The sequence below is a fragment of the Acinetobacter sp. X9 genome, from assembly GCF_054889255.1.
Genome location: NZ_CM142679.1, coordinates 2,179,934 through 2,199,981 on the forward strand (window position 1 = coordinate 2,179,934; position 20,048 = coordinate 2,199,981).

General features: G+C 38.6%; 19 protein-coding genes. 5 read left to right on the top strand and 14 right to left on the bottom strand.

Features of this window, described 5'->3' with window-relative positions:
• Positions 1 to 8 precede the first annotated feature (8 nt).
• Positions 9 to 482: an arsenate reductase ArsC gene (locus ACYU0V_RS10385; protein ID WP_282463068.1), complete on the bottom strand. Its 474-nt coding sequence runs from the start codon at positions 480 to 482 to the stop codon at positions 9 to 11.
• A gap of 4 nt (positions 483 to 486) precedes the next feature.
• Complete coding sequence (locus tag ACYU0V_RS10390) at positions 487 to 816, bottom strand: metalloregulator ArsR/SmtB family transcription factor (RefSeq protein WP_005069740.1); 330 nt, start codon at positions 814 to 816, stop codon at positions 487 to 489.
• 85 nt (positions 817 to 901) lie between these two features.
• Here ACYU0V_RS10390 and arsC point away from each other — a divergent pair, with 85 nt between their 5' ends.
• Positions 902 to 1,330 carry an arsenate reductase (glutaredoxin) gene (gene arsC, locus ACYU0V_RS10395; RefSeq protein WP_262441202.1) on the top strand — a complete coding sequence of 143 codons (429 nt, stop codon included), beginning with the start codon at positions 902 to 904 and terminating at the stop codon, positions 1,328 to 1,330.
• A gap of 68 nt (positions 1,331 to 1,398) precedes the next feature.
• Here arsC and ACYU0V_RS10400 read toward each other — a convergent pair whose 3' ends face one another.
• From ACYU0V_RS10400 to ACYU0V_RS10410, 3 genes are all read right to left on the bottom strand, one after another.
• Positions 1,399 to 1,560, bottom strand: coding sequence for a DUF1427 family protein (locus ACYU0V_RS10400; RefSeq protein ID WP_000784879.1), 162 nt, complete (start codon positions 1,558 to 1,560; stop codon positions 1,399 to 1,401).
• 57 nt (positions 1,561 to 1,617) lie between these two features.
• On the bottom strand, positions 1,618 to 3,492 hold the full coding sequence (locus tag ACYU0V_RS10405) for an amidohydrolase (protein WP_461847341.1): 1,875 nt from the start codon (positions 3,490 to 3,492) through the stop codon (positions 1,618 to 1,620).
• A 109-nt stretch (positions 3,493 to 3,601) separates the two neighbouring features.
• Positions 3,602 to 4,288 carry a hydrolase gene (locus tag ACYU0V_RS10410; RefSeq protein WP_071210368.1) on the bottom strand — a complete coding sequence of 229 codons (687 nt, stop codon included), beginning with the start codon at positions 4,286 to 4,288 and terminating at the stop codon, positions 3,602 to 3,604.
• 197 nt (positions 4,289 to 4,485) lie between these two features.
• Between ACYU0V_RS10410 and ACYU0V_RS10415 the strand changes: the two genes are divergently transcribed.
• Entirely contained in the window at positions 4,486 to 5,376 is an 891-nt protein-coding gene (locus tag ACYU0V_RS10415; protein WP_461847342.1) for a LysR family transcriptional regulator, read from the top strand.
• 39 nt (positions 5,377 to 5,415) lie between these two features.
• On the opposite strand, the gene ACYU0V_RS10420 is transcribed toward ACYU0V_RS10415, so the two are convergent.
• Entirely contained in the window at positions 5,416 to 6,165 is a 750-nt protein-coding gene (locus tag ACYU0V_RS10420; RefSeq protein ID WP_461847343.1) for a GntR family transcriptional regulator, read from the bottom strand.
• Between the two features lie 397 nt (positions 6,166 to 6,562).
• On the opposite strand from ACYU0V_RS10420, the gene ACYU0V_RS10425 reads away from it, so the two are divergent.
• Together ACYU0V_RS10425 and ACYU0V_RS10430 are read left to right on the top strand one after the other, a co-directional pair.
• Positions 6,563 to 8,032 (top strand): NCS1 family nucleobase:cation symporter-1, encoded by a 1,470-nt coding sequence (locus ACYU0V_RS10425; protein ID WP_461847344.1) that lies wholly within the window; start codon positions 6,563 to 6,565, stop codon positions 8,030 to 8,032.
• Positions 8,029 to 8,763 carry an aspartate/glutamate racemase family protein gene (locus ACYU0V_RS10430; protein WP_461847345.1) on the top strand — a complete coding sequence of 245 codons (735 nt, stop codon included), beginning with the start codon at positions 8,029 to 8,031 and terminating at the stop codon, positions 8,761 to 8,763. Before ACYU0V_RS10425 ends, ACYU0V_RS10430 begins: the two co-directional genes overlap by 4 nt.
• Before the next feature lie 70 nt (positions 8,764 to 8,833).
• Here ACYU0V_RS10430 and tauD read toward each other — a convergent pair whose 3' ends face one another.
• The 4 genes from tauD to tauA are packed head-to-tail and all read right to left on the bottom strand — an operon-like array spanning position 8,834 to position 12,434.
• Entirely contained in the window at positions 8,834 to 9,715 is an 882-nt protein-coding gene (tauD, locus tag ACYU0V_RS10435) for a taurine dioxygenase (protein WP_005069756.1), read from the bottom strand.
• 8 nt (positions 9,716 to 9,723) lie between these two features.
• The gene (tauC, locus tag ACYU0V_RS10440) at positions 9,724 to 10,593 is read right to left on the bottom strand and encodes a taurine ABC transporter permease TauC (protein WP_005069758.1); all 870 of its coding nucleotides are present in this window, start codon (positions 10,591 to 10,593) and stop codon (positions 9,724 to 9,726) included.
• Positions 10,590 to 11,384 carry a taurine ABC transporter ATP-binding protein gene (locus ACYU0V_RS10445; RefSeq protein WP_005069761.1) on the bottom strand — a complete coding sequence of 265 codons (795 nt, stop codon included), beginning with the start codon at positions 11,382 to 11,384 and terminating at the stop codon, positions 10,590 to 10,592. Before ACYU0V_RS10445 ends, tauC begins: the two co-directional genes overlap by 4 nt.
• 9 nt (positions 11,385 to 11,393) lie before the next feature.
• Positions 11,394 to 12,434, bottom strand: coding sequence for a taurine ABC transporter substrate-binding protein (gene tauA, locus ACYU0V_RS10450; RefSeq protein ID WP_025469831.1), 1,041 nt, complete (start codon positions 12,432 to 12,434; stop codon positions 11,394 to 11,396).
• Positions 12,435 to 12,873: 439 nt separating this feature from the next.
• Here tauA and ACYU0V_RS10455 point away from each other — a divergent pair, with 439 nt between their 5' ends.
• Positions 12,874 to 14,058: a hypothetical protein gene (locus tag ACYU0V_RS10455; protein ID WP_461847346.1), complete on the top strand. Its 1,185-nt coding sequence runs from the start codon at positions 12,874 to 12,876 to the stop codon at positions 14,056 to 14,058.
• Positions 14,059 to 14,117: 59 nt separating this feature from the next.
• On the opposite strand, the gene ACYU0V_RS10460 is transcribed toward ACYU0V_RS10455, so the two are convergent.
• From ACYU0V_RS10460 to ACYU0V_RS10475, 4 genes are all read right to left on the bottom strand, one after another.
• Positions 14,118 to 15,584, bottom strand: coding sequence for an MFS transporter (locus tag ACYU0V_RS10460; RefSeq protein WP_263613502.1), 1,467 nt, complete (start codon positions 15,582 to 15,584; stop codon positions 14,118 to 14,120).
• 194 nt (positions 15,585 to 15,778) lie between these two features.
• On the bottom strand, positions 15,779 to 17,170 hold the full coding sequence (locus tag ACYU0V_RS10465; RefSeq protein WP_461847347.1) for an LLM class flavin-dependent oxidoreductase: 1,392 nt from the start codon (positions 17,168 to 17,170) through the stop codon (positions 15,779 to 15,781).
• A 175-nt stretch (positions 17,171 to 17,345) separates the two neighbouring features.
• The gene (locus ACYU0V_RS10470; RefSeq protein ID WP_461847349.1) at positions 17,346 to 18,641 is read right to left on the bottom strand and encodes an acyl-CoA dehydrogenase family protein; all 1,296 of its coding nucleotides are present in this window, start codon (positions 18,639 to 18,641) and stop codon (positions 17,346 to 17,348) included.
• Between the two features lie 134 nt (positions 18,642 to 18,775).
• On the bottom strand, positions 18,776 to 19,594 hold the full coding sequence (locus ACYU0V_RS10475) for a hypothetical protein (protein ID WP_218660016.1): 819 nt from the start codon (positions 19,592 to 19,594) through the stop codon (positions 18,776 to 18,778).
• Positions 19,595 to 20,048: the final 454 nt, after the last annotated feature.

The window sequence follows — 20,048 nt, forward strand, 5'->3', positions numbered from 1 at the left end:
CTGCTCTCTTACTCAATATGAGAGATTTCATTAATCTCAGCAATTAAATGTGAACGGTTTAGATTCGCAACATCAAGTGCAAACAATGCATCTAAACGACGATTAATATGAGCTACGGTCTCTTGGAATGCTTTAAGCTTTTCTTCTTTCGGCAAATCTAAGTGAGATGGGTCACTTAAACCCCAGTGTGCTTTGATCGCACCACCTAAATATAATGGGCATGCTTCTTGTGCAGCGGAGTCACAGACTGTAATAACAACATCCGGTTGATATTGTTCACAGTCATCAATAGTTTTACTCCATAATCCATCTGTGGAAAGACTTAAGTTTTCAAGTGTTTCAATGGTTAATGGATGTACCTGTCCTGATGGTTTACTACCAGCGCTATAAGCTTTCCAACCTTCTGGTGCACGGCTGTTAAATAAAACTTCTGACAAAATGCTACGGCAACTGTTTCCAGTGCATAAAAATAAAAATTTCATGGCCTCACTCACAATAGGTAGAAATAGAAGAAAACTGTGAAGATTGGTGTTTCATCGAATCTTCATCTTGCACGCCTATAATTTTTAAAACGTCGACAGCCCACTCAGGTAAATTGGGATTCAAACTGTAATAAACCCATTGTCCCTGTCGTGCATCAAGTAAGATGCCATGTGTGCGTAGCAATGCTAAATGTCTTGAAATTTTCGGCTGGCTTAAATCAAGCTGTTCGGTCAAATCACAAACACAAATTTTTTGTTGATTTAACACAAGTTTTAGAATGTTTAGTCGTGTTGAATCGGATAGACACTTAAAAAAATCAACTTGGTTGACCATGTCAGCTCCTCATTTAATATCTGTTATTGCAAATATACGCATATCCATATATAAATGCAATATCTCAACTTATTGTGAATTCGTCATGACAAATCCTGTGAAGATTTACCATAACCCTGCTTGCGGAACCTCACGTAATACATTAGCGCTTATTCATCATGCAGGCCTTGAACCTATCGTTATTGAATATTTACAAACGCCTCCAACGAAAGCTGAACTGGTACAACTCATTCAGGATTCAAACTTAACTGTACGTGAAGCAATTCGTAAAAATGTTGATCCATACAAAGATTTAGAGTTGGAACAAGGTCACTGGACTGATGAACAGTTAATTGATTTTATGGTGGAGTATCCAATTTTAATTAATCGTCCTTTCGTGGTTACACCAAAAGGAACACGACTTTGCCGCCCTTCTGAAATTGTCCTTGATATTTTAGATGTAGAAAACTTAGGCTATTTCGCAAAAGAAGATGGCGAAGTGATCATTGATGAGCAAGGTCATCGTATAAAGTAATTAAAGATACTTATTAATATAAAAAGCTAAATGGCATAACACCATTTAGCTTTTTTGAATTAAACAGGTTAAAAATAAGACTTAATGAAAGGAAGAAGTTGCTCTCCTATCACCATGCCCAATAAACCGACTAATGCAACAAGAGGTGGAGCTGGTGACTTAACATTTAGAACATAATATAAGACACCAACAAGCAACCCTACAGCCAAAGATAACAAGTACATTTTCATCGTACATACCTTAGAGAATTAAGCCATTTAATGAAGCAGGTTTCCATACTGTTTTATTTAAAATGCAAAACACGAGCACCCAAGTGCGCCCCAGAAAGATTTTTTGTCCTTATCATTTACAGGAACATCAAGCATCCAAGCATGGCTATGCCCATGCATACCACAACTGCTAGCACATGCACACAAAGCACTTTGTGACTGTAATGATTGATTAGAAGGAGCATTACGGTTTTCAGATAAACGCCACTGACCACCGAAGCGCTTTACTGGTGACCATGTTGGTGAAGCTGGTGGTAACGGCGGATCGTCGTGCTTAAACTCTGCCCCGGCATAGACCACTTTGCCACCTAAGACAGTAAGTACAGACTCAATCCACTGGATATCTTCAGCTTCTACTTTAAAGTAGTCATCGGACAATACCACAAGATCAGCAAGTTCTCCTGCTGTTAATGAGCCTTTAACATCTTTTTCACCAGAGAACCAAGCCGAACCTTTAGTCCAGAGTTTGAGTGCTGTCTGACGGTCTAATAGATTTTTTTCATCATAGAGTGGTAAACCACCGACTGTTTTACCAGTACTTAGCCAATACAAACACACCCAAGGATTGTAAGAGGCAACACGAGTCGCATCTGTCCCCGCACCAACAGGAACACCAAGTTCTAACATTTTCTTAACTGGTGGCGTTGCCTGAGCAGCCTCGGCACCATAGCGTTTTACGAAAATCTCACCTTGGTAGGCCATACGGTGTTGAATGGCGATACCACCACCCAACGCACCTATACGTTCAATATTACGCTCAGATACAGTTTCGGCATGGTCAATAATAAATCGAGTTGCAAAAGGCTGTTTTGAATTTACTTTCTCAAATACATTGAGCAAACGATTAATACTTTCATCATAGGTTGCATGAATACGGAATGGCCATTTCTTTTCAGCCAAGTGCTCTACAATAGCTTCTAGTTCACCTTCCATTTTGTCTGGTAAATCTGGACGTGGTTCATAGAAATCTTCAAAGTCACCCGCTGACCAAGTCAGGTTCTCACCTGCTCCATTCATTCTAAACAGCTCATCACCATCACCCGGAAATGTCATTTCAGTCCAACGGCGATAGTCATCAAGCTCTTGGCCTGCCTTTTGAGCAAATAGGTTGTAAGCGATTCGCACTGTCATTTGGTTTTGGTCATGCAATTGCTTAATCACATCATAATCTTCAGGATAGTTTTGACCGCCACCGCCCGCATCAATTGCTGAAGTAATACCCAACCGATTCAATTCACGCATGAAATGTCGAGTTGAATTGACTTGATCTTCAACTGGCAATTTCGGTGCTTTCCCTAAGGTCGAATACAAAATCATAGCCGATGGCGTAGCGAGCAAAAGACCTGTTGGCTCACCTTTTTCATTTCGTACAATCTTGCCGCCAGGTGGGTCAGGTGTATCTTTGTTAAAGCCTAATACATCAAGTGCAGCTCGGTTCAACAAAGCACTGGCATATAGATGTAAGACGAATACAGGAGTATCTGGTGCAGCTTTATTAATTTCTTCTAAAGTCGGTAAACGCTTTTCGGCAAACTGGAATTCCGTCCAACCGCCTACTACGCGAACCCATTGTGGGGCTGGAGTATTATCGGCTTGTTCTTTGAGTAAGCGTAGTGCATCCGCTACAGATGGCACACCCTCCCAACGCAGTTCCATATTGTAGTTCAGGCCACCACGAATAATATGTAGATGACTGTCATTTAGACCTGGTATAACGCGACGACCATTTAAATCTACAACTTTGCTCGTCGCTGATGCCAGCTTCATGATCTCATCATTTGTGCCGGTGCGTACGACTTTACCATCTGCTATGGCAATTGCTTGTACTTCTGGATTTTTAGGATCTAGTGTGGTGATTTTACCGTTTTTAAGTATGAGGTTTATTTCGGTCATTCTGAACTCCATTCTTGTGAATTATCGTTCTAAAAAATAAAGGCATATCCGTATTAATATCACTTCAATATTGAATACTAGATATGCCTTTACCTAAATAAGTACTATTTTATTTTGCAGGAACTGGTGCAAGTACTTCGTGTTTTGATGTGATACGTTCAGGAGCCTTATGTACCATCGTATAAGCATAATCAACGCCCATACCATAAGCACCAGAATGCTCACGTACAATTGCCATAACTGCATCATAAGTATCACGGTGTGCCCAATCACGCTGCCATTCAAGTAACACTTGTTGCCAAGTTACAGGAACGACACCCGCTTGAATCATACGTTGCATGGCATAGTCATGTGCTTCTTTCGATGTACCACCAGAAGCATCCGCAACCATATAAATTTCATAATCACCTTCAAGCATGGCACCAAAAGCAAAAGTGTTATTGCACACTTCAGTCCACAAACCCGAAACAATCACTTTCTTACGGTTATTTTTTGCAAGTGAATCACGTACTTTTTGATCATCCCATGAATTCATTGAAGTACGTTCTAATAATGGAGCATCAGGAAATACATCTAAAAGCTCAGGATATGTATGACCAGAGAAGCTTTCAGTTTCAACCGTAGTAATGGTGACAGGAATATTGAACGTTTTAGCTGCTTTTGCTAACCCTACAGTATTATTTTTTAATACTTGGCGGTCTATTGACTGCACACCAAAAGCCATTTGTGGCTGGTGATCAATAAAAATAACCTGACAATTCGTTGGTGAAAGTTGTTCTAAAAGTGACTTATTCATGGGTAAACTCCATTATTCCTTATGAGTAATGCATTAAAATTGCTTACTGGTCATTATCAAAACAGATAAAAATGTAAAAGCATAGACAGCAAATCAGCACGAATCTGTATCCTGCATGAATACAATAAAAACAATGATTGCTTTTTAATTTTTATAGTTTAATCATTGATATATATTTTTTTAACTTTCGCTTATCCATGGATCGATTAGACTGTATTTCCACTTTTGTAAGTGTCGTAGAACATGGTAATTTTAGTAGTGCAGCCAGAGCACTCGATATCTCTCGTGACTTGGTTGCTAAACGCGTTTGCTACCTCGAAAATGACCTAAAAACTACACTATTAACCAGAACCACAAGACAGATGAACCTCACCTCTTGTGGAGAAAAGTTTTATCAACATAGCAAAGTCATTTTAAGTGAGTTTGAATGGGCTGCCTATGAAATTAACTACAATCAGCAGTACCCTGAAGGTGAACTCAAGCTCAATACCCCCATGTCTTTTAGCAATATTTTTCTTCAAAATATAATTTCAGACTTTATTGAAAAATACCCTAGTATCAAAATTGATTTGTTCATGACAGATCAGTTATTAGACATGAATAATAATAAATTTGATTTAACAATTCGTGTTGATGGCTCTCCTCCAAATTTGGCAAATAGTAAAATATTAAATACCTATCAACGATATTTGTATGCAACACCTGAGTATTTTAATCAGCATGGATTACCAGATTCATTAGAAGAACTTAAAGAACATAAGTTTCTAATTTATTATCAGGATAGCCGACATAAGAAATTGATTTTCCAAAAAGATCAAAAAGAAGTGTCTTTTAATTGCTTCCCTGTGATGACCTGTAATAATGGTGAATTATTATTAGATATGTGTCTAAAAGATCATGGTATTGTCTTTCTTCCAGAGTTTATTGCAGAGCCTTACTACAAAGAAGGTAAATTACAGAAATGTTTGGAGGACTACACTAGTCAGCCGCTTCACTTATATGTCACATGGCCAAACCGTAAGATTTTATCGAAGAAAGTAAAATTATTTATTGATTTTCTAACACGTCAAATCGTTCCTATAAAATAAGTGGTCTGGGCCTTTTCCATTGGAATTGGCCCATGGTTTTCAGTTAGTTTGAATCGTTTCGATCTTCTTATTTTTAAATAAATTTAATAAATTTTGTTCTGCTGACGCTGTGCTGTCTTCTTGAATAAATGTCGTCGCGTAGTGTTCTAAATGCTCTTCCATCAATTGAGTTGCTCGTTTTTCATCACCTTGCTCAATTGCATCTAAAATTGCACGGTGTTCATCTGCAGAACAATTATTATGTTTTGGAATTTCATATAACCCAATTAATAACGAAGTTCTCGCAATAAGTGTCTGCAAATAATTAGTCATGATCGTATTCTGATTTGCTTCAATCAATTTCAAATGAAATTGTCCTGATAGCTTAATCCACTCAGCCCAATTACCAGCTAATCGCTCTTGCGACTCTTGATCGACTAAGGCGCGAAGCTCACTAAAATCTAAGTGATGAGACTTTTGAGCTAACTTTTTTACAGTGACAATTTCAAGCATGCTGCGTGCTTCAAAGACTTCTTTTGTTTCATGAGCACTATGTTTTGCGATGAGTGCCCCACGATTGGGCTGAATTTCGATGACCTTATCATGGGCAAGTTTTACGAAAACACGTCTTAAGACTCCCCTCGTTACACCGAATGCCTCACATAGGGGTGCTTCAACCAAACGCGCCCCAGGTGTAAGTTGCCTATTTAAAATGGCATCAACAATAGCGTTATATATATGGTCATCAATTTCATCATTGCTCATTTCTACGGTTTTTTTTAGTGCATTCGATGGCATTGATTTCTCCATTTGTATTAACGCCTCCTCTTTTTAAAACTTTATCTAATAACTGTAGTGTAAGTTTAACTTAACCTTTTGGGAATATTACTCTCATTTCCACAGCATCTATGTGCTACTGAACAATTCAAAAATAAACCTTAAAATATCAGCTTATATAACTAAGTTTATGTACTTTTTATAAAAATTAATCTCTTCTCATTTTATAAAGCTGTCTCTTTATATCCAAATTCCGTACCAGTTTAAACAATCTCATCAATGCTACCCCCGAATTTGGCACAACTTTTGCTCAATAGAATTGTGCACAATTAAAATAACACATTGTGCACAATTTTAACTTCATTCTTTAGCCAGAGTTTCGAGCTGCTGAAGAATGTGCCCGCCCAACATAGGGAAGTGAGTGTTCAAGATGAATAATACCGAAGCAATAATTAAACCTTCTTATGATGCAAAGCTAACAAATCAAGACCTAGCTCCTTTAAAAAAGCAAACTTGGGGCGCTTATAATATTTTTGCCTTTTGGATGTCGGACGTTCATAGTGTCGGTGGCTATGTCATGGCCGGAAGTCTCTTTGCTCTTGGGCTGAACAGCTGGCAGGTACTTCTCTCTTTACTCATCGGCATTGCAATAGTTCAGTTTTTTACAAATCTGATTGCCAAGTCTAGCCAACAAACTGGCACGCCCTATCCGGTTATTTGCCGTGCAACCTTTGGTGTGCTTGGTGCAAACATACCTGCCGTTATTCGTGGTCTTATTGCTGTTGCATGGTATGGCATTCAGACCTATTTGGCCTCAAGTGCTTTCTTATTGGTTATTTTAAAATTTTTTCCAGAATGGTCAGTCTATGCCAATGTTTCAAATTACGGCTTTCTCGGGCTTTCCTATTTAGGATGGGTTGGCTTCATGCTGCTTTGGCTACTTCAAGCGATTGTTTTTTGGTCTGGTATGGACAGCATTCGTAAGTTTATTGACTGGGCAGGTCCGGCTGTCTACGTTGTGATGTTTGCGATGGCAGTATGGCTCATCTGGAAAGCTGGCTGGCAAAATATTGATTTAAACTTGAGCGGTGTTCAATACGACGGTTTTGCGGTTGTACCAGTCATGATTGGTGCTATTGCGCTTGTTGTTTCATATTTTTCAGGTCCGATGCTGAACTTTGGTGACTTCTCTCGTTATGGCAAAAGTTTTAATGCTATTAAAATGGGCAACTTTCTTGGACTACCAATTAATTTCTTAGGCTTTTCTTTACTTACTGTGGTATGTATTGCGGCAACGCTTCCAGTCTACGGTAAGCTCATTACAGACCCTGTCGAGATGGTTGGAAAACTTGATAACACCTTTGTGGTGATTTTAGGCAGCTTGACCTTAATGATTGCCACTATTGGAATTAATATTGTCGCTAACTTTGTTTCACCTGCCTTTGATTTTTCTAATGTTTCACCGAGCAAAATTAGTTGGCGTATGGGTGGAATGATTGCAGCAGTAGGTTCAATTTTCATTACTCCATGGAATTTATTTAATAACCCTCAAGTGATCCATTACACCATTGATATTTTAGGTGCATTTATCGGTCCACTTTTTGGTGTATTGCTCGCCGATTTTTACCTCGTTAAAAAACAAAAAATCGTGATAGATGATCTATATACTTTAGATGCTCAAGGCTTGTATTGGTATAAAAATGGTTATAACCACTCTGCCTTTTATGCCTTAATTCCTGCTTCATTAATTCCTATTCTCTGCGTACTTTTACCACAACTGTCGGGGCTTGCTAATTTCACATGGTTTATTGGGATGGGATTCGGTTTTGTCATTTACCGATTTCTTAACCAACCGCTTGCCCATGCTAAATCGGCAATGACTAAGGTAAAAGTACAATGAAAATTAAAATTATTAATCCCAATACTACTCAAAGCATGACTGACAAAATTGCTGCATCAGCCAAGATAGTCGCAAATTCTGATACTCAAATTATTGCTATGAGTCCTCAAATGGGCCCTGCAACAATTGAAAGTTATTATGATGAAGTATTAAGTGCTGTAGGTGTGCTGGAGGAAATTCGCCAAGGTGAACAGCAAAATGTAGATGCCTATATCATTGCCTGTTTTGGTGACCCTGCGCTTTATGCCGCCCGTGAAATCACTTCGGCACCTGTGATTGGGATTGCCGAAGCAGCTATGCGAACTGCAAGTTATGTCAGTACCGGTTTTAGTGTGGTGACAACCTTACAACGCACAGTGAATATGAGCTGGCATCTGGCTCAACGCTATGGGGCTACGCCATTTTGCAAAAATGTTCGAGCTTGTGACATTGCCGTTGAAAAATTGGAGCTTCCTGACTCAGATGCTTATCGAACCATACGAGATGAATGCAAAAAAGCACTCGCTGAAGATAAAAGCGATGCGATTGTTTTAGGGTGTGCAGGTATGAGTGATTTGTGTCTAAAGCTACAAAACGAGTTAGGCGTAATCGTTATTGACGGCGTTGCTGCAGCCGTTAAACAAGCTGAAATGCTAGTTCAATTAAATTTAAAAACCAGCAAAGTCGGTGATTGGGCCCCACCTCCTGTAAAAAACTACGCAGGTATATTGTCGGGTTTTGGAACACAATAGAGATAACTTACTGTTTCAATTCCAACTCAAAACGCTACGTTGGAATTGAAACAAAGAATAATTAAAGGAATTAAGCCTCTGCTAACTCTGGCTGTTGTTCTTCTTTATAAAATGGCACATCGCCATTAATAGTTGCACGGTGCATAATTCGATGGGCATCGCCATAATCAAATAATGCTTTATGTTGTGTGCAACGGTTATCCCAAATCGCGACGTCACCGTCTTGCCATTTCCAGCGTAAATGAAACTGCTCTTGGGTCGCATGCTCAAACAAGAAATTAAGTAATTGCTCACTTTCTTGTTCAGGTAACTCATTAATGCGAGTGGTAAAGCCCTCACTTACAAACAACAAAGGCTCGCCTGTGACCGGATGGGTACGCACCACTGGATGAACCACTGGAGGATTACGCTTAAAGGTTTGCAACAGCTTTTCACGCTCTTCTTCGTTATGGGCAAAACGTTCAAGTGGAAAAGACTTACGAATATCGTGGGTTGCAGTTAAGCCACGTAGTTTTTGCTGTAACTCAAGCGGCAGTCCTTTAAAAGCTGCTGTGTTGCTCGACCATAATGTATCGCCTCCTACAGGTGGAATTTTAATGGCTTGCAATACACAACCTAAAGGCGGGGTTTTACTAAAAGTCACGTCTGTGTGCCAAAGTTCATTGTCACGTAAGTCTTGTTTCCAACTGTCGAGTACCATCACTTCTGGTACATCCTCAATTGACGGATAAATCGGATGCACATGTAAGCTACCAAAACTGCGTGCCAAGTCTGCTTGTGCTTGCGGCGCTAATTGTTGCTTTCGAAAAAAAATAACCTGATGATCAAGCAAAGCCTGCTGGATTTGTAGCGTTGTCTGTTCATTTAACGCATTCAAATCAATATCGTGAATAATTGCGCCAATGGTAGGCTTGATCACTTCAATATTTAAGTTTGCTACTTCTGTATTCATCTTCTTTACTACAACTGCTGACCATACCAAGGAGAAAACTGTTTTTGTAACCAACGTAAAAACAGCTCAAAACTAACTGCGACAATCGCAATCACAATAATGCCCAGAATCACCGTATCGGTAATTAAGAACTGCGCTGCCGATTGCACCATAAAACCAATACCGCGGTCCGCTGCAACCAACTCTGCTGCAACCAATGTTGACCAACCAACCCCAAGACCAATACGAATACCGGTAATAATATGAGGTAAAGCTGTTGGCAAAATGACATGCCAAAAGACTTGTGACTGACTTGCCCCTAGCGACAATGCAGCACGTTCACGATTCAACTGATGACTTAACACGCCATGCGCACTACTAATAATCACAGGCGCCAAAATCGAGAAGAAAATCAAAAGTACTTTTGTGGTTTCGCCAATACCGAACCAAATTACGAGTAAGGGTAAATAAGCTAACGGCGGAATTGGACGTAATAATTCAACTAAAGGATCTAGAACAGCACGAACCCATTTGTTCAGACCCATCCATAAGCCTAGCGGAACGCCAATCACCACGGCAGCAATCAAAGCTAAAAACACACGCGAGATACTAGCGGCCAAGTGTTGCCACAAAGTCGCCTTCATAAAGCCTTCTTGGCTGACCGATATAAATTTTTGCCAGACTGCCTGTGGGCTCGGTAAAAACAGTTCAGGTACGACATGCAAAGCAGTAATGAGCAACCAGAGTGCAACCACACTTCCCACACTAATTATGCTGACTGCCAAAGTTCGATGCTTCTCAAAAAATGACGATAGAAATGAAGCATTTTCTGTTTGTACATCTGGCTTAAGTTTTAGCTCTGCTTTGTCATATTCATAGACGTTATCTTTAGTATTCATGTAGGTAACGCCTCCTTACCGTTTTGTTTTTGTGCCCTTAAACTTTCAAACAGCTGTTCTCTGAGCTGAATAAATTGAGGGTCCGACTTAATCGAACGAATAGACTCGCCCTGACGATATCGTTTAGCAAAATCGAGATGTAGAGTTTCTACAATTTTGCCCGGATGCGCTGTCATCAGTACTAACTGATTGCTGAGCAATAATGCTTCTTCAATGTCATGAGTAATCAAAAAGAAGCTTTTATTTTGTTGAATCCATAAATCGAGCACTAACTGCTGCATGTTTTCACGCGTAAAAGCATCTAATGCGGCAAAAGGTTCATCTAATAAAATAAACGGCGCGTGACTGATCAAAGCTCTGGCAATACCAACACGTTGTTTCATACCACCGGAAAGTTCCCAGATATTGGCTTTTTCAACGTGACTTAAACCCACAATTTTTAAAATTGCACTCACTTGTTTCTCGATCTCTGCACGCTTTAAACCTTTTAACTGCAAAGCGAAGCCAACATTATCTGCAACATTCAACCAAGGAAGTAAGGCATGATCCTGAAATACAACAGCGCGAGTTACATCTGGTCCAGTTACCACTTCATGATTTACAAGCACATCACCTGAACTCGGCTTTTGAAAGCCTGCCAAGATATTAAGCAAGGTTGTTTTGCCACAACCAGACTCGCCCAAAATTACGGTTAAAGAACCTTCTTCAATCGTTAGGTTAATGTCTTGTAAAACTGGCTTTTGCTGTTTAGGAAAAGTCAGATGAATATGTTTGGCTTCTAATACACTCATGACAACTCCTTAAGGCTGCAAAAATGAAGAATTCACATTGCCTTTATAATCGGCTTTAAGTTGATCGACTTTGCCCTGACCTTTTAAGAATTTCGCCGTATCAAAAATATTTTGCGCAAATTCACCATCTAACGTTTGTTTTTGCTGAGCATGATCAAGATAAATATTTCCACTTAATAAAAGCGGGATATCTTTTGGATCAGAACCTGTGAGCTGGGCAATTTTTTGCACGTTATCGGCATCTTTAACGTAAGCGGCTGGATCTTGATTATATTTTTCAAGCTGCTCAAGTGTGGTTTGCACAAAAGCTTTTAAAAAGTCAGGATTTTTCTCTGCAAAATCTTTACGCACAACCCATAAGTCATAAGTTGGGGCACCCCATTCACCGACTTGTTTCGAGTCAGTTAAAACCGTACCAGATGCTTTGGCTTTACTTAAAGCAGGTTCCCAAACATAGGCAGCATCAATATCACCACGTTCCCATGCAGCTGAAATTTCAGGTGGACGCAAGTTAATAATTTTTACTTTGTCTTCTGGAATGTTCCAATGTTTAAGTGCAGACAAAAGGCTGTAATGGGTTGTTGAAACAAATGGTACAGCAATGGTTTTGCCAATTAAATCTTGAGGGCTTTTTATGCCTGATTTATTACTCACCACGAGTGCTTCAGACCCACCAAGTTTTGAAGTAATTAAGAATACTTCAATCGGTAAATCACGGCTTGCGGCAGCAGCAAGTGGACTTGATCCAATATTGCCCAGTACCACATCACCTGAAGCAAGTGCATTTACAACATCTGAACCCGCATCAAATTTTTTCCATTGAATGGTACGTTGACTATGTTTTTCATAGTCTCCATTCGCCTGTGCAACTTTGCTTGGGTCAACTCCGGTTTGATAAGCAATCACGACAGGTTTGTTGTCACGAACTGAAGCACCCGTATTATTATCTTTCTTATTTTGCCATACGATAAATGCAACAATTGCTACAACCACAATTGCCGTGATAATCAACGGTTTGGTCTTCGTGCTCATAATTTCATGATCTTTCAATAATATAAGCTCATGGTATGCAGCTGGCCTTATAATGAAAAATAAAAAAATATGAGTTGCTTATCTGGTTTTTATAAATAACTTTTTCATATAAGTTTTTATCTTTTGGTAAAAAGCAAATTTCAAGCAAACTTACAGATTAGCGGTAAAATTAAATTACTTATATATCAATAATTAAAAACGATATTCACAAAAGATAAGATGTGAAAAGGCTGACACACATCTTCTAAGTATTTTATCCTACTCATTTCATCATTTTTATTTTTGTCTTTATATCCAGAGTTTTGCATCTCATTAATTTTCATTCTTTTATATAAAGAACAGATTTTATTATCTTTTTATCTTGAATCTTCTGCAAATATTAAGATTTAGACAAATCTTTTTCTGGTTTATACATGACGCAAATTTAATTTTTATTTTTAAGAGGAGAAAAATTCTTTTGTTTAAACATTCTCAAATTTTGACAAAAACATTAATTACAACATCTTTGCTTACATTCAGCCTCTCAAGTCATGCAGCCCTTACCTTTGGCAATGCTGAAGAAGGTCAACTTAAAGTAAGCGGTACTGTTCGAGCCAAATATGTTTATGATTTTGACTCTGATCCCACTACCAGTAAATTTTCTTTTAATGACGCAGTATTATGGCTGGACTATAACTCTCCGAAATGGATTGGTCATTTAGATTATCGGGTTTATGAGTATTATGGACGTTTAGGCGATGCCAACTGGCTTACCGATGCATGGATGGGTTATAAAATTAATGACAACAGTAAAATTATTGCTGGCTTAAACCCCGTTCCTTTTGGCTTGGGTCGCTTTTGGGGAAATACTTATTATTTAGGCATTGCCAATAGTGCTGGTTGGGAAGATGTACACAACCTTGGGGTGAAATATGATTTCAATGATGGAGTCAATGAAGCACAACTCGCTTTTTATCCTACCGATGGTGGCACCTATAGAGGTAAAAGCAAAGACTCGAGTCGATTTAGTATCAACCCTGTCAATGCGGATGACTCTGTACCACAAGGTACCAATACTAAAGAAAAGAACTCGATTGTAGTTCGCGGTGCTCATACCTTTAAAAATGTCTTAGGCCAAGAAAATTTCTCTACCCAATTGGGCGCCTCTGCATGGTACTCCACCATTGAAAATAAGCGTTCAGGGCAAGATGGCGATCGCCAAGTCTATTCAGTTTTTAGCAATACCAATTATAACCAATGGAATTTACAGCTTTTGGCTGGTTATCAAGACATTGATAATGCCGACACCCAATATAAAGATCATCTGACTTTGGGCGGTTTCGATTATTCATTTAACTCGGCAACCAAAGGTCAGATTTATTCAGCCGAACTGAGCTATTTATTTCCTCAGCAGTTTGGCCCCATTACCTCTGTTCGTCCTTACCTAAATTATAGTTCTTATCGAAAAGAGCAAGATGGCTTTAAAGACTCCACCCGTTTTATTCCCGGCATTGCCTTTAACTATCAAAAATTGACAGTACAAGCGGAGTTGCTGATGGGTAAACACGATCCATATCTAGGAGACAGTGAAGGCCTTGCGGCTGGCGGAAGCAATGATAAATGGAATAAAAAAGCGTTTGTAATTTTTGCTTATTACTTCTAACTCCAAAACAAAGGCCAACAGATGTTGGCCTTTGTTTTTATTTAGATATCTATTTCACTCTAGTCAATTACTGGTGAATTATTGAGAGGAAGTTCTGTTTTATCTTCATCAATAACATCAACATCTTGGGCGGTAGGCTCAAACTTAATCAGTAGTCCAATCACAATTAAAGGAATAAACGCAAAGATAGAAATAATCAGATAAACGTCGGTTTTATATCCCGCCATCCAGATCGGTAAAACAAACAAAGCAATTGCTTGAGCAACGCCCGTTACCGCACGGTTAAAGCCAACACCAACACCACGAATCGAAGCTGGATAAGCCATAGTTGGATAAACCATCATTTGTGCACCTGGCCCAAAACCTTCAGCAAAAAGCCACAAACCGAGCATGCCAATTGCGGTGTAGAGTAAAAAGCTATTACCGGGTTCACCAATGAATGCCAAGGCAATCAGGGCAATAAACTGGAGTAAAAAGCCTGTAAGCAATACATGACGAGATTTAAATCTGCTGGCAACAAATACCCCTAACAACCCACCCGTAAATGCAAATAGTAAATTAAGTCCAAGCGTGGTGGTAATGGTCGTCAAGACATCGGTATGAAAGAAACGCGTTAAAATAGAAGGTAAAAAGAAAGCAATGGTCGTGTACTGAAATGCCACCGAAATGTGAATCACAATTGCCACAATCGTTCTTGGCAAATAGGTTTTATTAAATAAAACCGCAAACCCCTCGCGCTTTTTCTTTTCAGCAGTTCTTTCTACTTTTTCAACTGTAGCGATTGCATGAATTGCATAGGATTCTTGTAGAACTTTAGCTGCGCCTTTTAAATCACCTTGGTTTGCAAGCCAGATTGGTGATTCAGTTAAATATTTACCCCGAATAAAAATAATGAGTAACGCTGGCACTGCTCCAAAAATTAAAGATGCTCGCCATAGCCAATTGCTATGCTCAGGGGGTAAAAGAAAATAAAGCGCCAGAACTAGACCAAAACACACCGAAGAAGCGGCATACCACATTGGGCACCATGCGGCTAAACGCGCTGCCTTGTTGCTACTACCGTTAAATTTGGAAAACTCAGATAAGTATGACATTGCCACAGGCAAATCAATACCAACACTAATTCCCATAATAAATCTGGCTAAAATCAAAACCCATACATTCGGTGCAAAGCCTGCGACAATTGCCGCAATGACAAACAGCACCATGTCCGCCATGAAGACCCGATAACGGCCAATTTTATCTGTCAGCCAACCACCAATCAGGTTACCCACAATGGTTCCGCAGACAATTGCTGAAGCCACCACACCAGTCATCACAGGGCTTAAAGAAAACTCTGAGATAACTTGCTCAATACCAAAGGACAGCGTTGTTAAATCATAGGCATCAATAAACACACCAATCAGTGCCAACCAAATAACTTTATTCGATTTACCCTTCCCTGCAAATTTTGAAATTAATTGTGAAACATCATCGGGAGATTTAATTTCATAACGATGGTTATGATCGAGTTCTTGTGTGCTCACTTAATAATTCCTGAACTTTAATAACAGGAACAAAATAATGATTATTCACATAATACAAAAACAAATTAATCTGATGTTTTAATCTAAATTATAGAATTATCTTTTCATTATTAACTCAGCAGTAAAACCGATATAAAAAGACAAAATAAAAGCTGGTATTTAACCAGCTATTTATTTAAAGGTTTTCCAAAATATTAACTCGCCTCAGCAAGTTTTAATTCCTTTAGATTACGATATTTTGCACCACGGTGATTTTCAGGCAAATATGGCCCAGCACCAAATAATTTTTCTCTTAATGTTCCTTGTGCATATGAGGTTTGATATACCCCTCGTTTTTGCAACTCTGGCACAATAAACTCAACCGCATCAGCAAAGGTTTGATGCGCCAAAATATAGGCAAGGTTAAAGCCATCGACATCTGTATCTTCAACCCATTGCTGTAGAGCATCTGAAACTGTTTCTGCCGAACCCACTAACACAGGTCCATTCCCACCTAAGCTGTTCCAATTTGCAATTTCTTCAATGGTCCAAACACGCTCTGGATCTGCATTTACATAAGAATCTAATAAAGATTGAATGGCATTGGTTTGAATATATTCAACTTTGTCAGTGGGTTGATATTGTGAAAAATCAACACCCGACCAGCCAGACAGCAAGGTTAAAGCGCCATCATAGCTTCCATAGCTTTGATATTCTTTAAACTTAGCCTGAGCTTTTGCATCGGTTTCATCAGTGACAATCGATAAAAGCGCATAAATTTTGACAGAGTACGGATCGCGGCCTTCTTGAGCCAATTTTTGGCGAATGCCCTGTACCACTTTTTTAGTGGCAATTTTAGAAGGCGCTGCTATGAATACGCACTCGGCATTTTGACTTGCAAACTTCTGCCCGCGTGAAGATGCACCTGCTTGGTAAAGTACTGGTGTTCGCTGCGGTGATGGTTCACAAATATGGATACCTGGTACAGTAAAGTATTTACCCTCGTGCTGAATTGGATGCACTTTTTTATGGTCAGCAAAGATACCGCTTTCACGGTCACGAAGTACTGAACCTTCTTCCCAAGAACCTTCCCAAAGTTTGTAAAGGACCTCTAAGTACTCATCAGCAATATCATAACGATTGTCATGATTGACCTGAGTTTTTAAACCTAAGTTTTTCGAACCACTTTCCAAATAAGACGTCACGATATTCCAACCAACTCTCCCTTTGGTTAAATGATCTAGCGTGCTAATACGTCTAGCAAAAGGATAAGGATGTTCAAAGGAAATCGAAGTCGTGACACCAAAACCCAAGTGCTTTGTGACCGCTGCCATCGCTGGCACAATCTGTAGCGGATCATTGACTGGAACTTGTACTGCACCTGTTAAAGCATGTTCAGCACTTTGATGATAAACATCATAAATACCAAGCACATCTGCAATAAAAATACCGTCAAAAAAACCACGCTCAAGAATTTGTGCTAAATCTGTCCAATATTCTAAATCTTTATATTCAACAGATCGGTCTTGAGGATGTCGCCATAATCCAGGAGATTGGTGGGCAATACAATTCATTTCAAAAGCATTAAAACTAATTTTCTTAGTCATAAAATATCAACCAGCATTTTATTTAATTTTTATACTAAAGCAATTTTTAGGTTTTCTTTATAATATAAACCCCAAACAAAATATGATTTTATTCTAATAGTTTTTTATAATTTATTTAAAATAACAAATAGTATTAAGCCACTAAAAATAGCAGCTTAATATCTACAATTATCAATTATTGTTTAGCTACTTCACCAATACGCCATTGATACGGTGGTAATGTGCCGTTTACACTAAAATCACCGATAATACGATTTTTAAATACTCTCGGGTTATGTGAAGATAAAGTTCGTACATTACGCCAATATCGATCTAGGCCTAAATCTTTGTCTGTTGCAGAAGCACCTAAAGCATCAAATAAAATTGTAGAGGCATTTAAAATTAGATCGGTAATGACCGTTTGAGACTGCGCACTTTCAAGTTCGGCAAGCGCATTTTGCTCTTCTTCCAGCTGCTCATTATTTTGAAATGCTGCCAAATAAGCACGTTGTAAGCTTTGTGCGACTTTTTCAACAATCGCTCCTGCACTGTAAGCTGCACCACGGATTTGGCCTACCACTTGTAAAATTTGCGGATCCTGTTTTACAAATTGGGCATTTGCATGCGTGTAGTTTCGGGTACGTTTAGCAACAGCTTGAGAAACATCATAGGTTGCAGCACGTCCTAGACCTGTAATGATTGCCAGTTGAACCAGTTGATAGTAAGCCGCTGAATATTTAAAACGGTCATCGTCAGGTAAAATTTCAGTTTCGTCCACCAATACGTCATGGAAATATGCTGTACCACTCGCGGTAAGTTGCTGACCAAAGCCATTCCAGTCATCCACAATTTCGACACCTTCATCTTCACGGCGAACAACGACCGAGCCAGATTCACCCTTTAAATCTGTTACACCAACGTCCACCCAGTCTGCATATAGACTTCCTGTGGTGTAATATTTTTTACCTTTAACGCGAATTTTTCCTTCACTGTCTCGATATAAATGTGTTTCGAACTGATCAATTGACTCTTTCCCGCCTTCAGACCATGCACTACCGACTGTTTCCCCATTGGCAATTCGGCTAAGCCAACGCTGTTGAAACGCTTTGTCTTTACTCACCAACACATCTTCAGTGAAACCAAAATGTACACGTAAAGCTTGCGGTAAGTTTGAATCGGCCTCTGCAAGTTCAATGAGTAATGCAAATAATTCAGGAATAGTTGCATCAAAGCCACCATGAGCTTTGGAAAGTCGTAAGCGCGTAAAACCAATATCCTTAAGCCATTGAAGTTGTTCATAGGGCAAAATATGCTGTTGCTCACGGATTAAAGCTCCTTCTTTAATACGGGCAAAAGTCGGTCTGAAATTCTTTGCCAATTCATCATAACGTTCTGAAGGCCCTTCACCCCACACGCGAGAAATAATTGAGGCCTGACTAAGTGCTGCATGCGTTAGTGAACCGAGATGATGCTCAAAATTTAAATTTGTCATGTAAGTAAAACCAATATTGCTTTGCTTTTACCATAAAATATTTATTTCACATGAAAACGATTATTTTTTTATAACTGTATTCATTCTTTATATAAGCCCCCAAGCACAAAGATAAAAAGCTCTCATCTCAAAGACTAAGAAGCCTCTTTTTGTCTAATGCTCTGCTGGCTTTGCAGAAGTGTTTGTATATATTCTGAATAGACGGATAACTTTTCAAAAATATGTTCTGAATAAAACATGTCGTCAATTAAATGCGTCATTTGAGGCGTCGTGAAAGTGTCACAGAGTCCTACCAACTCAGCATTCATTTGAGCAAATTTCGCGCATAATTTGACATAAGTTTCATCTTTATTTTTGAATAATAATTTCCGCATTTCTAAGCTATTTAAATTTTTCAAGTCATCATCTTTTGTGGTTTTAATCCAATAAATTTTGACCTTTAAAAATTGCTCCAGTGCTTTTAAATGCTCGACATCTACATCTAAACTCGTAATTAAAAAAACGGTAGAGAGATCACTTCGGCATAGTGCCTTGATGAGGCTTAAATAAATAAACTCAACTTCATTAAGCTCTGTAAGTTCCAAATCTATATAAATTTTTAAGCTGTCTAAAACATCATCTACTTTGAATAATGCTTTTTTTTCAGCTTGATAATATTTATTAAGAATAGAAAGCACAGGCGTTGTCGCAGGTGTTGTATAAATAGCAGCCTTGTTTAAGTTGGCAAAAATAAATGGTGAAAATAGATAAGCCACACTACTTTGCTGTAGCTCAATATGAGATTGGATTAAATATACAGTTTCAGATTTAGAAAAGTCTCTGAGTACTTTCGCTCTTAATAAAGTAGCTTCAAAATTAACGTAGGTTTGCTCTAACTGAGCCAATATAGATACAGGAATAGGCTGATTTTTAATAATTTTATGTAGAACATTTAGTTGAGAAGTAATAAACATTTTTTAACATCCAAGCTATTTTAGAAGAGCTACACTTAAATCAGGTCTTTAATAACCTACGTAACAACCAGACCTCACGCAAAACAACAAAGGAATAAAAGAGAAGAAACTATTCTGCGCTTATTACCCAAAGTCGCATTCACTTTGTTTTGGAAAGTGATTTTGGCCATTCGTAAATCTTGTTCATTTATTTTGGACTTTTGAAGAATGGATACATAGCTACAGATAATTGAAAAAAAACTATAGCACACCTCATGACTGCTCCAGACTGTTATAGTTTTATAAAAAATTTCTGTATCTACATATACAAAATTAGTAAGTGCATGATTAAGGAAACTTCTTAAGGTAGGTAGTTTTCATGAGACGATCTATTGCATATCGCCAGATATTTCATCAATGTTTCAATGCAACATGCATTTTTACAAATGCAACATCAAGCATAAACTTTGTTAAC